Annotated in this window: 11 protein-coding genes; 7 read left to right on the top strand and 4 right to left on the bottom strand. The window is 69.0% G+C overall.

Annotated elements, in window-relative coordinates:
* Nucleotides 1-10: 10 nt before the first annotated feature.
* The 3 genes from NO931_RS05360 (at nt 11) to NO931_RS05370 (ending at nt 4236) form a co-directional block, all read left to right on the top strand.
* Nucleotides 11-865, top strand: coding sequence for a uroporphyrinogen-III synthase (locus NO931_RS05360; RefSeq protein ID WP_256392041.1), 855 nt, complete (start codon nt 11-13; stop codon nt 863-865).
* An 88-nt stretch (nt 866-953) separates the two neighbouring features.
* Nucleotides 954-2390 (top strand): RecJ family nuclease, encoded by a 1437-nt coding sequence (gene recJ / locus NO931_RS05365; RefSeq protein WP_256391605.1) that lies wholly within the window; start codon nt 954-956, stop codon nt 2388-2390.
* Nucleotides 2391-2475: 85 nt separating this feature from the next.
* A complete protein-coding gene (locus NO931_RS05370) occupies nt 2476-4236 on the top strand; it encodes a sensor histidine kinase (RefSeq protein WP_256391606.1) in 1761 nt (586 codons plus the stop codon).
* Between the two features lie 36 nt (nt 4237-4272).
* On the opposite strand, the gene NO931_RS05375 is transcribed toward NO931_RS05370, so the two are convergent.
* Nucleotides 4273-5052 (bottom strand): PHP domain-containing protein, encoded by a 780-nt coding sequence (locus tag NO931_RS05375; RefSeq protein ID WP_256391607.1) that lies wholly within the window; start codon nt 5050-5052, stop codon nt 4273-4275.
* Nucleotides 5053-5315: 263 nt separating this feature from the next.
* Here NO931_RS05375 and NO931_RS05380 point away from each other — a divergent pair, with 263 nt between their 5' ends.
* From NO931_RS05380 to NO931_RS05390, 3 genes are all read left to right on the top strand, one after another.
* The gene (locus NO931_RS05380; RefSeq protein ID WP_256391608.1) at nt 5316-7058 is read left to right on the top strand and encodes an excinuclease ABC subunit C; all 1743 of its coding nucleotides are present in this window, start codon (nt 5316-5318) and stop codon (nt 7056-7058) included.
* Between the two features lie 256 nt (nt 7059-7314).
* Nucleotides 7315-8439: an SPFH domain-containing protein gene (locus NO931_RS05385; protein ID WP_256392042.1), complete on the top strand. Its 1125-nt coding sequence runs from the start codon at nt 7315-7317 to the stop codon at nt 8437-8439.
* Between the two features lie 87 nt (nt 8440-8526).
* Complete coding sequence (locus tag NO931_RS05390) at nt 8527-9078, top strand: hypothetical protein (protein WP_256391609.1); 552 nt, start codon at nt 8527-8529, stop codon at nt 9076-9078.
* 7 nt (nt 9079-9085) lie between these two features.
* On the opposite strand, the gene NO931_RS05395 is transcribed toward NO931_RS05390, so the two are convergent.
* Both NO931_RS05395 and NO931_RS05400 read right to left on the bottom strand, forming a co-directional pair.
* On the bottom strand, nt 9086-9595 hold the full coding sequence (locus NO931_RS05395; protein ID WP_256391610.1) for a redoxin domain-containing protein: 510 nt from the start codon (nt 9593-9595) through the stop codon (nt 9086-9088).
* Nucleotides 9596-9922 carry a glutathione S-transferase N-terminal domain-containing protein gene (locus NO931_RS05400; protein WP_256391611.1) on the bottom strand — a complete coding sequence of 109 codons (327 nt, stop codon included), beginning with the start codon at nt 9920-9922 and terminating at the stop codon, nt 9596-9598.
* A 182-nt stretch (nt 9923-10104) separates the two neighbouring features.
* On the opposite strand from NO931_RS05400, the gene NO931_RS05405 reads away from it, so the two are divergent.
* Nucleotides 10105-11526: a hemolysin family protein gene (locus tag NO931_RS05405; protein ID WP_256391612.1), complete on the top strand. Its 1422-nt coding sequence runs from the start codon at nt 10105-10107 to the stop codon at nt 11524-11526.
* 358 nt (nt 11527-11884) lie between these two features.
* Here the strand turns inward: NO931_RS05405 and NO931_RS05410 are convergent, their stop codons facing one another.
* Entirely contained in the window at nt 11885-13069 is a 1185-nt protein-coding gene (locus tag NO931_RS05410) for an inorganic phosphate transporter (RefSeq protein ID WP_256391613.1), read from the bottom strand.
* Nucleotides 13070-13083: the final 14 nt, after the last annotated feature.

A 13083-nucleotide genomic window follows, 5' to 3' on the forward strand; every position in this document is an offset into this window, starting at 1 on the left:
GCCCCGCGACATGTCGGTGGCGGCCTTCCGTCCCGACGACGAGCGCCTCGCCGACGCCGTCGAGCTGATCGAGTCGCTCGGCGCGACGCCGGTGCCCGATCCGATGCTCGCCGTCGAGCCGACCGGGGCCCGCCCCCGCTCCGACGCCGACTTCGTCGTCCTGACGAGTAAGACCGGCGTCGAACTCGCCGCCGGACTGCGATCCAATGGGGACACCGACGAGCGAGACTCGTCGAGCCCTCGTTCGCAAGCTCACGAGGACGCCGACGCGGCGGACGCCGATACCGACGCCGATACCGCCAGCGACGCCCCCGCAGAGCGGTGGGATCCCGGCGACGCCACGGTCTGCGCCATCGGCGAGCCGACCGCGGACGTCCTGCGCGAAGCCGGCTACGACGTCGATCTCGTCCCCGATGAGTTCTCCTCGTCGGGGCTGGTCGACGCCCTCGCGGACGAGGTCGACGGCGCCCGCGTCGAGGTCGCCCGGAGCGACCACGGCAGCGCGGTGCTGACCGACGGCTTGGAGGAGGCCGGCGCGTACGTCCACGAGACCATCCTCTACAGGCTCGTCCGTCCCGAAGGCGCGGGCGAGTCGGCTGAACTGGCCGCCGACGGCGAACTCGACGCCGCGCTCTTTACCTCCTCGCTGACCGTCGAGCACTTCCTCGACGCCGCCGAGGAGCTGGGCGTCCGCGAGGCCGCGATCGAGGGGCTGGCGGCGGCGACCGTCGGCGTCATCGGCGAGCCCACCCGCGAGACCGCCGAATCGCTGGGCGTCGACGTCGACGTCGTGCCCGAGCGAGCCGACTTCGAGGCGCTGGCCTGCGAGACGATCGAGGACGGGGCGCCGACGTACACCGAGTGAGCGGCCGCCGACCGGGCGCGGACACCGGCGTGGGGACGAACGGATTCCGCAGGTTTATCGGGGATTCCGACGAACCTCGTAGCGACCGATGGACGCACCGATCCCGGACCTCGCCGAGCGCGCGGACGCCTGCGCCCAGCACTTGCGATCCGCCGACAGCGTCGTGCTGGCCTCCCACATCGACGCCGACGGCCTGACGAGCGCGGCGATCGCGGCGACCGCGCTAGAGCGCGCGGGGATCCCCTTCCGGACGGTGTTCAGCAAGCAACTCGACGCCGAGGAGATCGCCGGCATCGCCGAGCTGGAGCCGGATACGGTGCTCTTTACCGACTTCGGCAGCGGCCAGCTCGACATCATCGCCGAGCACGAGGCGGCGGGCGATTTCACGCCGGTGATCGCGGATCACCACCAGCCCGCCGGTGCTGATTCTGAGGACGCCGCGGCGCCCGAAACCGAGTTCCACCTCAACCCGCTCCTCTTCGGCATCAACGGCGCCTCCGAACTCTCCGGTGCGGGTGCCAGCTACGCCCTCGCTCGGGCGCTCGAACCCGAGGGCGGCGACAATCGCGACCTCGCCGCGCTGGCGGTCGTCGGCGCCGTCGGCGACATGCAGGCCAGCGGCGGCGAACTGCACGGCGCCAACGAGCGCATCGTCGAGGAGGGCGTCGACGCGGGCGCGCTGGAGACGGCGACCGACCTCGCGCTGTACGGCAAGCAGACCCGCCCGCTTCCGAAGCTGCTGGAGTACTCCAGCGACGTGAACATCCCCGGCATCTCGAACGACGAGAGCGGCGCGCTCTCGTTTCTCGACGACCTCGATCTCGATCTGAAGTCCGACGGCGAGTGGCGCCGCTGGGTCGATCTCGACGACGACGAGCGCCAGACCGTCGCCAGCGCGCTCGTCCAGCGCGCGGTCTCGCGCGGCGTCCCGGCGTCGAAGATCGACGGGCTCGTCGCGACGACGTACGCGCTCGCCGACGAGCAGGTCGGCACCGAACTGCGCGACGCCAGCGAGTTTTCCACCCTGTTGAACGCCACCGCCCGGTACGAGCGGGCCGACGTGGGGCTGGCGGTCTGTCTCGGCGATCGCGGGCCGGCGCTCGAACGCGCCCGCCAGCTGCTTCGGGACCACCGGCGCAATCTCTCGGAGGGGATCCAGTGGGTCGAGGAGGAAGGCGTCAACAGGGAAGACAACCTCCAGTGGTTCCACGCCGAGGATCGCATCCGCGAGACGATCGTCGGCATCGTCGCGGGGATGGCCGTCGGCGCCGACGGCGTCGACCGCGGGCTGCCGATCGTCGCGTTTGCGGAGAAAAACGACGAGGAAGTGAAGGTCTCCTCGCGGGGAACTCACAGTCTGGTCCGGACGGGGCTCGATCTCTCGGCGGTGATGGGCGAGGCGTCGCGCGCCGTCGGCGGTGACGGCGGCGGTCACGACGTCGCGGCGGGCGCGACCGTGCCAGCGGGCACCGAAGCCGAGTTCGTCGAGCGGGCCGACGAGATCGTCGGCGACCAACTCTCGTAGCTCTCGACGGGGTAGATCGCTCCGATCCCGGCCGAAACGGCAGCAGAACTTATTATGATTTAATCCTAGGTTCTGGTAGTACCGAATGGACCACCTCGCATCGGCGCTCCCGTGGCTGACGCTCGCAGCGTTCGCCTCGGGCGCCGGCGCGCTGGGGCTGGTCAGCTACCTCTGTCGATACCGCGATCAACCCGGCGTAGACTGGTTCATCCTCGCGATTAGCTCCGTCGCAATCTTCTCGATCACCTACGGCGTCGGGCTGCGGGTGTTCGACCCGGTCGTTCGCGAGGCGATCGGAGTCGTCTCCTGGGTCGCGATCGTCTGGATGGGGATCCCGTTTCTCGCCTTCGCGCTGGCGTACACGGGGCGAGGGCGCACGATCCGCTCGACGCCGTTCCGGCTCCTGCTAGGTGTGCCGGCGCTGGCGACGCTGCTGGTGGTGACGAATCCCGTGCTGGGATTGCTCTGGAGCGACTTCGACGTCGTCTCCGTCTTCGGCCACGCCGGCGCGGAGTACGCGCTCGAACCGCTGGCGTACGTCATCTTCATCGTCGGGACGCTGGCGGCCGGGCTGGCGACGCTGCTCCTGTTCGACACGGTGTTCAGCTACGGGCCGCTGTACCGCCGCGAGGCGGCCGCGGTCGCGCTGAGCGCCGTCCCGCCGGGGGTCGGCGGGTTCGTCTGGCTGTTTGGCCTCGGGCCGGTGCCGCAGTTCAACGCGATGGCGGTGCTGTTCCTGCCTCACGTCGCGCTGGACGCCTACGCCTTCGTCGGCAACAACATGTTCGACTCTCGGCCGGCGACCCGACGGGCCGCCGAACGAACGGCGATCGACGACATCGACAACCCGATCGTCGTGCTCGACGAGAGCGGGCTGGTCGTCCGGCTCAACGCCGCCGCGGAGTCGCTGCTCGAATCCGACGACGTCGCGACGGTCGGCGAGCCCGTGGCGGACCTGCTCGGTCGATCGATCGATCTCGAGGGGACCGACCAGCACGTCACGATCCGCAGCGACGGCCGCCGCCGCGAGTACGCGGTGTCGACCTCGCCGCTCCGAGACTCGGCGGGGACTCGCGTCGGTTACACGCTCGTCCTCCAGGACATCACCGTCGAGCGCCAGCGCGAACAGCGTCTGCAGGTTCTCAACCGGACGCTCCGGCACAACCTTCGCAACGATCTCAACGTCGTCCACGGCTACCTGGAACTGGCGGCCGAGCGGATCGACGACGAGGGGATCGAGTCGACGCTAGAAACCGCCGAGGAGACGACGACCGAGCTCATGGAACTCGGGACGAAAGCCCGCCGGTTCGAGCAGGCCGTGGCCAACGAGCGCCAGTCCGCCAGCGACGCCGTCGCGCTCCGGCGAGTGATCGAGAAGCTCGCGACTGAGCCGCCGCTCGACGATCGGTCGATCGACGTCGACGTCCCCCGGTCGCTCTCGCTGGAGGCCGACGAGCGACTGCTCCGGATCGTCCTCAGGAATCTCTTCGAGAGCTGCCTCCAGTACGCCGACGACCCGCCGTCGTTCGAGATCCGGACGAACGGTCACATTTCCTCGGAGTTTTCCCACGTCGACGTGCGGATGCTCGGCGCGGCGATTCCCGACCACGAGATCGCCGTCGTCGAGGACGGCCAGGAGACCGCCCTCAACCACGGCAGCGGGATGGGACTGTGGTTCGTCAAGTGGGGCGTCTCCACCCTCGGCGGCGACGTGGAGTTCGAGACCGGCGACTCGGCGTCGACGATCCGGTTGCAGCTCCCCGCAGCCGACGGGGGCGACGGGCGGTCGCCCGCGGACGTCGGTGCCGACGATGGGGAGATCCCCGACGTCGAGCACGCCGACTGACGGCGCCGACGCGAGACCGCGCGGGGCGACCGTCTCTCAGGGATCTAGTCCCGGCGGCGCCACCGGGTCGATGCCGCGGTCGTCGAGGTACCGTTCGAGAAATGCGGCGCGATCGGCGATCTCACCCGGTCTGTGGGCGTCGGTGCCGACGGTGACGCCGACGCCGCGCTCGCGGAGCGCGTCGAGAAACGGCTCGCTCGGGTGGACGATCCCGGCGTCGCGCAGCGCGCGGCCGGCGTTGATCTCGGGAACGGTTCGCGAGTCCGCCAGCGCCTCGGCGGCCCGGCGGTAGTGGTCCTCGGTCGCACGCCCGCGCAGCGGCGGCGTCCGCTCGGTGAGATCGAGGTGGGCCGCCACGTCGAACAGCTCGGACTCGACGAGCGCGACCAGATTCTCGTAGTACCGATCGACGACGCGATCGCGTTCCGCCTCGCTCAGGCCCGCGAACGCCGACGCCGACTGGATCGACCGCCCGTCGACCGCGTGGACGCTCCCGAGCGAGTACTCGAATTCGGCGTCGGCCAGGAACTCGCCGATCCGCTGCTCGTCGCGCGGCTCGTAGTTCATCTCGACGGCGTCGTAGATCTCGACGTCCGCTCGCTCGCGGGCCTGTTCGATGGCCCGGCGCCGGCGCTCGTAGGTCTGATCGAGCGTGAAGCCGTAGCGGGCGCGCTCGTCGCGGGCCGCCTCGCGCTCCGTGACGACGCAGTGGTCGGCCAGCCCGACCCCCTCCAGACCCGCCGCGTCGGCGGCGTCGACCATCGCCGGGAGAAAGGCGCCGTCGGAGTAGCTCGAGTGGAGGTGGAAGTCGCGCACGTGTGGAGTTCAGCGGTGCGGAACGTAAACGGTGGGTTCGGTTCGCGATCGCTCGTACGACCACGAGTTTATGAACGATGGGGCGACCAGCGTCGCCGTGCTCTGACCGCCCGACGCGATGCCGGCCGAGGCAGCTGTGCGGCAGCCGCATCGTGAACTGCTCGCGCCGCCTGTTCGCTACCGAGCCGGCTACGGAGCCGTCGCTCCGGCGGCGTCACCCGCAGGCGTAGCCCTCAAACCGCCTGCCCACCTAGCGCGCGCCGATGGACGCCGAATCGGTCCGCGAGCGCGCCGGCGACCTGCCCGCCGATCCGGGGGTCTACCAGTTCCTCGACGGCGAGCAGGTGCTGTACGTCGGGAAGGCCGTCGACCTCCGATCGCGAGTGCGCTCCTACGCCGACCCGCGGAGCCGCCGGATCGCCCGGATGGTCGACCGCGCGCGGACGATCGACGTCGCGGTGACCGACACCGAGACGCAGGCGCTGTTGCTGGAGGCCAACATGATCAAGCGCCACCAGCCCCGGTACAACGTCCGCCTGAAGGACGACAAGTCCTACCCTCTCGTGCAACTCACCGACCACGCCGTCCCGCGGATCGAGATCACGCGCGACCCCGACGAGGCGGCGACGGTGTACGGCCCCTACACGAAGCGCGGCGAGGTCGAAACCGTCGTGAAGGCGCTCCGGGAGATCTACGGCGTGCGGGGCTGTTCGGACCACAAGTACTCGGGCCGCGACCGACCGTGCCTGGACTACGAGGTCGGCCTCTGCACCGCGCCGTGTACCGGCGAGATCTCCGAGGCCGACTACGCCGAGGACGTCGAGTCCGTTCGCCGGTTCTTCGAGGGCGAGACGGGTGTGCTGGCGACGCCGCTCCGCAGCGCGATGGAGCAAGCGTCGCAGGACCAGGAGTTCGAGCGCGCCGCCAACCTCCGCGATCGCCTCGACACCGTCGAGCGCTTCCACGGCGAGGGCGGCGCCGCGGTCAGCAGCGAAGACGACCGGGGCGAACGAGCCGTAGACGTGCTCGGCGTCGCCGTCGAGGGCGAGGAGGCAACCGTCGCGCGGCTCCACAGCGAGGGCGGCCAACTCGTCGACCGGGAGCGCCACACCGTCGCCGCGCCCGAGAGCGGCCCGGACCAGATCCCGCGCGTGCTCGCCGCGTTCGTCCCGCAGTACTACGCCGAGCGCACGCTGTCCGACGCCCTGCTGCTGCCCGAACATCCCGACGACGAGGAGCTGGACGCGTGGCTCGACGCCGAGGGCGTCGCAGTCCGCGTGCCCGGCGCCGGCCGCGAAGCCAAGCTGATCGAGCTCGCGTTGAAGAACGCCCGACGGTCGGGCGGCCGGCGCGACGAAGTCGGTGCGCTGGAGAGCGCGCTCGGCGTCGACGCCGCCGATCGGATCGAGGGGTTCGACGTGAGCCACGCCCAGGGGACGGCGGTCGTCGGCAGCGACGTGACGTTCGTCGATGGCAGCCGCGAGAGCGCCGATTACCGACGGAAGAAACTCGACGAGCGAAACGACGACTACGCCAACATGCGAACCCTGATCGGGTGGCGCGCCAGTCGGGCGGTCGAGGGCCGGGACGACCGACCCGATCCCGACCTCCTGCTGATCGACGGCGGCGAGGGCCAGCTCTCGGCGGCCCGCGATGCCCTCGACGACGTGGGCTGGGACGTGCCCGCTGTCGCGCTCGCGAAGGACGAGGAGCTGGTGATCACGCCGGATCAGACCTACGACTGGCCCGACGACGCGCCCCAGTTGCACCTGCTCCAGCGCGTCCGCGACGAGGCCCACCGCTTCGCCGTGCAGTACCACCAGACTGTCCGCGACGACGTCTCGACCGCGCTCGACGACGTGCCGGGGATCGGTCCCGAGACCAGGAAGCGACTCCTTCGGCGGTTCGGCAGCGTCGACGGCGTCCGCGCGGCGTCGCCCGACGAACTGGCGTCGATCGACGGCGTCGGCGAGAAGACCGCGGCGACGCTCGACGAGCGACTGTGACAATCTCGGCGAGCACCGCGATCCGGACGGCCGACACTCCTGTCGTCCCTGCCGCTGACGGCCGGGTAGTGCCAACCGTTAACCACGTACGATCCTAATCTATCGTATGGCACGACCGGAGGGCGACGGCGTCGAGGGCAAACGGGCGCTCAGGCCGCGAGCGATGCTGGTCGGCTTCGCCGCGTTAGCGATCGGCGCGTGGGTCGCGCTGAACTTCCTGTCGACATCGCCGCTGGCGGTCGTCGGCGCCCTACTGATGCTGCTCGCCGTCGTCACGATCGCCAGCGCCGTCGAGATCGTCGGCGCCTACGAGAAGCGTGCGCTGACTGTGTTCGGCGAGTACCGCAAACTGCTCGAACCGGGGATCAACTTCGTCCCGCCCTTTGTCTCGAAGACGCACGCCTACGACATGCGGACCCAGACGATCGACGTTCCGATGCAGGAGGCGATCACGCGCGACAACTCGCCGGTGCGAGCCGACGCCGTCGTCTACATCCGCGTGATGGACGCCCGGAAGGCGTACCTGGAGGTCGACGACTACGAACGGGCGACCTCGAACCTCGCCCAGACGACACTCCGGGCGGTGCTGGGCGACATGGAACTCGACGAGACGCTCAAGGAGCGATCGAAGATCAATCGCCGCATCAACACGGCGATCGACGAGGCGACCGACGAGTGGGGGATCCGCGTCGAAGCCGTCGAGGTGCGGGCTGTCACGCCGAGCCAGGGCGTCCAGAGCGCGATGGAACAGCAGACCGCCGCCGAGCGCCGCCGCCGCGCGATGATCCTCGAAGCGCAGGGCGAACGTCGTTCGGCGGTCGAGACCGCGGAGGGTGACAAGCAGTCGAACGTCATCCGCGCGCAGGGCGAAAAGCAGAGCCAGATCCTCGAAGCGCAGGGTGACGCCGTCTCGACGGTGCTGCGCGCCCGATCGGCCGAGTCGATGGGCGAGCGCGCCGTTCTCGACAAGGGGATGGACACGCTGGCCGGCATCGGAAAGGGCGAGTCGACCACGTTCCTGATGCCCCAGGAGCTGACTTCGATGGTCGGCCGTTACGGCAAGCACCTTTCGGGCAGCGACGCCGCCGGGGACGGCACGGCGCTCGACAGTCTCCAGATCGACGCCGAGACGCGGGAGCTGCTCGGCCTCGACGACATTCAGGCGATCCTCGGCGGGGTCGAGGACGTGGATGGGATCGGCGAGGGCGAGGCGCCGCTGGGGAGCGAGGCGGGCGCCGAAATCGCCGGCGCTGGCGGTGCCAGCGAGGAGCGATCGGACGGCGGCGACGCCGACGATCGAGACTCGACGAGCCCCGACTCGCGGGCTCGTCAAGACGCCGACGACGAGGCGACGGAACTCGCCGAGGAACGAGAGCGCTGACGCCGGGCAGCGGCGTCGATCCGCTGGCTTTTCGACGCCGTTCGACGGGCGAGTACCTTTTTGCTGTCACGACGAGTCGCTCTCGCCATGGACGAGTGGCGCGGGCGCGTCGACGAACTCCTCTACGCCGGCGAGTCGATCGAGGAGCGGATCGGCGTCGGCGACGCCGACGTCGTGGTGACCACTCACCGCGTCCTCGCGCTGACTCCCTCGGGTGACGGCGAGCGCTACCGGGCGATCGACCGGCCGAACGTTCTCGGCGCGTCGATCGACGCCGGTGGCGATCGAGGCCACCTCCTGACGGCGGGGAAAGCCGGGGTCGTCGCGGCGTTACTGTTCGGGCTCGACGCCGCCGTCGATCTCGGGGGACTGCTCTCGATGTCGCCGACCGACGCGCCTGTGGGTGCCGCCGGCGCCCTCGAGACCGTCGCGAGCGCGCTCGCGCTGGTCGATCTCTTGCTGACGCTGGCGTGGGCGCTGCCGGCGGTCGTTGCGCTGGCGTTTCTGGTACGATACGTCGTCGGACGTGGCCCCGCGCTCAGGATCGCGGTCGCGGGCGGTGACGACGTGGTCATCCCCGTCGGCGAGAATCCGGCGGTCGAGCGGCTCGAACGCGCGCTCGATTTCGACGGCCGGTGATCGCTGCTCAGATCTCGTCCAGTGCGGCCTCGATCTCGTCGTAGTCGGGGAACTCCGGCCACTCCTCGCTGACCCAGGCGTACTCGACGGTGCGGTCCTCGTCGAGCAGGAACACCGAGGGTCTGGGCTCGCTGATGCCGGTCATGCCGTCGAGGTCGTGGGCGATGCCGTACTCGACGGCGACGGTGTTTTTCGGATCGGAGAACAGGTCGTAGTCGATCTCGCGGTCCTCGATCAGCGCTTTGTGCGAGTAGGGATCCGAGATCGAGCAGCCGACGATCTCGACGTCGTACTCGTCGTCCCACGCCCGGTCGCGGATCTCGTTCCAGACGTACGTCGCCGGGAACGCGCCGTCCATCGTCGTGAACACCAGCAGGACGGGCCGTTCCGCTGTGAGCTCCGAGAGCGATCGATCTTCCCAGTACTCGTCGTTGACCAGCGGGCGCGTGAAGTCGGGCGCGACCTCGCCTTCGGCGACGTGGTCGGTCTCGCCGAGATCGACGACGTCGAACTCCATCTACTCGTCACCTCCGCTGGGATCGCCGCTGGCGCCGGTCGCTCCGGCGGCGTCCGGCCGTTCGCTCCCCTCGGCGCCGTAGGTCTTCTCGAGGTAGTCGACGATGTTGGCGCTTTCCGACATCGTGACGCCCGTGTGTTCGTCGACGATCGCGGGCACCGAGCGCTTCCCGCTGACGCGCTTGACGACGTTGCGCTTCGAGTGCATCGGTTCGACGAACCGCGACTGGTAGTCGAGGTCGAACTCGTTCAGCGTTCGCGCGACCCGTTCACAGAACGGGCACGCCTGCAGGCGGTAGAACGTGATCGGTCGGTCGGACTGGCTCATACCGCGTAGTTGGGGCGGCAGGCGTGAAAGCGTTGGGCAGACGGCCGTCGTTGCCGGTCGCATCGATCGAGCACGTGCGCGAGACGGACTCGCCTCTCGGCTGTCGCAGCCTCAGAATGGCGGGAGTTCCGTGGGCTTCCCTCACAAGAGTTAATTCACCCGACCGGCAAGTACCCGTGTCGATGGGTATACCTGTCTCGTGGTTGGCGCCGTTCTCGCCCCTCGCCGCCGAAGTGCCGTTTGTCGGCATCGAAATTGCGGACTCGGCGGTCGGCATCCTCGGCGTGGCGACGATAGCCATCCTGATCGGGCTCTCGGCGTTTTTCTCCTCCTCGGAGATTGCCATGTTCTCGCTGCCCGATTATCGGACGGAGGCACTCGCCGAGGAGGGCAAACCCGGCGCACGGACGCTTCAGGGACTGAAGGAGGATCCTCACCGCTTGCTGGTGACGATCCTGGTGGGGAACAACCTCGTCAACATCGCGATGTCGTCGATCGCGACCGCCCTCGTCGGGATGTATCTCACGAGCGGCATCGTCGCGGTGCTCGTCTCGACGTTCGGCATCACGGCGCTGGTGTTGCTGTTCGGTGAGAGCGCGCCCAAATCGTACGCGGTCGAACACACCGAATCCTGGGCGCTGACGATCTCGCGCCCGCTGAAACTCTCGGAGTACGTGCTGAAGCCGCTGGTGATCACGTTCGACTTCCTCACCCGGCAGGTCAACCGCCTGACCGGCGGCGGCAGCGCGATCGAGTCCGGCTACGTCACGCGCTCGGAGATCCAGGACATGATCGAGACCGGCGAGCGCGAGGGCGTCATCGAGGAGGACGAACGCGAGATGCTCCAGCGGATCTTCCGGTTCAACAAGTCGATCGCCAAGGAGGTGATGACGCCGCGGCTGGATATGACCGCGGTGCCGGCCGACGCATCCGTCGAGGAGGCGCTCCAGACCTGCGTCCAGAGTGGCCACGCTCGCGTCCCTGTCTACGAGGGGAGTCTCGACAACGTGATCGGCGTCGTCCACATCCGCGATCTGGTTCGAGACACCAACTACGGCGAGGCCGATTCGCGCGCGCTCGAACTCGAGGACCTCATCAACCCCACGCTGCACGTCCCCGAGTCCAAGAACGTCGACGAACTGCTCACCGAGATGCGCGAGGAGCGCATGCACATGGTGATCGTCATCGACGAGTTCGGCACCACCGAGGGGCTGATCACCATGGAGGACATGGTCGAGGAGATCGTCGGCGAGATCCTGGAGGGCGGCGAGGACGAGCCGATCGAGTTCGTCGAGGACGGCGCCGTCGTCCAGGGCGAAGTCAACATCCACGAGGTCAACGAGGCCCTGGAGATCGACCTCCCCGAGGGCGAGGAGTTCGAGACGGTCGCCGGCTTCGTGTTCAACCGGGCCGGCCGCCTCGTCGAGGCCGGCGAGGAGATCACCTTCGACGGCACCCGGATCACCGTCGAGGAGGTCGAGAACACCCGCATCAAGAAAGCCCGCCTGGAGCAACTCGACGTTCCCGAAGAGGCAGCTGACGCCGACGACGATGACGAAGTCGCCGTCACCGACGAGCAGGACGGCGCGTCGATCGATAACTGATCGCTGATCGTTTTTCGCTGCACTCGACGGACAGCCGCGGCGATGGATGTCCGAGTGAGCGCTGCTATCGTCCCGTACACTGCGCTGAACACGGCCTCTGCCCAATGCGGGCACACATACCGGATTGCAGTGAACAAAAGTCCACGAAAAGAGTTAATAACTTCTGTTCTATTGTTCTATTCAGGTGGATCTGGAATGAGCATACAGAAAGAACGGTACAGGTGTCGCGAGTGCGAACGGACCGTCCACCCGGTGTCGTACCGTGCGACCTGCCCGGACTGCGGCGGTCGGCTCGGCGCCTCGCCACGGCGTTCGTCGTAGGCCCCGAGCCACTCGATTTTCTTTCCTGTCGGCGTCCTCAGAATACCAGCGAGACGCCGGTGTACCCCGCGTACCCCACGACGATCGCACCGATCAGCGATCCGATCCACGCAAGCACGGTGTAGCCCATCTTGCCCGCACTGACGCCGCCGCCACCGCCCGCGGCGTAGCCGCTGCCGATGATCGAACTGACGATGATCTCGTTAAAGGAGACGGGAATACCGAAGAAGACGGCGGTCTGTGCGATGGCGAAGGAAGGGATCAGCGCGGCGATCGACCGGCGCGGGCCCAGCGAGGAGTAGTCCTGCGCGATCGCCTTGATCATCCGCGGCGCGCCGGTCCACGAGCCGACGAGCAGGCCGAGCCCGCCGCCGACCAGCGCGGCGGTCACCGGTACGCCCCGCGGTTCGACCAGCGGGAGCATCGGCCCGACGGCGAGCCCGACCTGACTCCCGCCCGCCGAGAACGCCACGAGCCCGCCCATCACGAGCAGGAACCGGCGCTGCCCGCGGTCGGCGTCGACGCGCAGGTCCCGATACAGCGCCAGCCCCGCCAAGACGCCGAGCGCGAGCGTCGCGACGGCCTGGCCCACGAACGAGGACAGCGGCAGCGGCCCGGCGATCGTCTGTGCGATCGTGGCGCCCTCGCCCGGAGGACCGAGCACGACGAACTCCACGTTCGCGAGGATCACGCCGACCAGCCCGGCGAGCACCGGCACCGTCGCCTGCTCGTCCCACGAGTCGTTGCGCAGCGTCCGCGCGGTCGCGTAGGCGATCCCGCCGCCGACAAAGGGCGTCAGCACCCACAGCGCGCCGATCTCCCGGTACTTCGCCCACGCCGGATCGCCGCCCATCGCCAGCCCGACGCCGACGACCGCCCCCGTAACCGTGAAGGCGGTGGCGATCGGGTAGCCCGTGAACACGCCGATCGCGACCAGTGTCGCCGCGATGATCAGCGCGAGCGTCGCCGCCGTCGGGGTGAGCGAGACGCCGCCGATCAGCTCCCGTCCGACGGCCTCGGAGACGTTCGCGCCCTGTAGGACGGCGCCGAGAAGGCCCAGCAGCCCGACGAAAAAGCCCGCGCGCATCACCGAGATCGCGTTCGCTCCCACCGCGGGGGCGAAGGGTGTCGACCCGCTGGAGCCGGCGCCGATCGCCCACGCCATGAACATGCTCGCCAATCCGGCAACCAGAAGCGTCGCCAGCGTCGCGGCGTCGACCATCTATCGGCGTACTA

The sequence above is a fragment of the Natronoarchaeum rubrum genome (genome assembly GCF_024494695.1).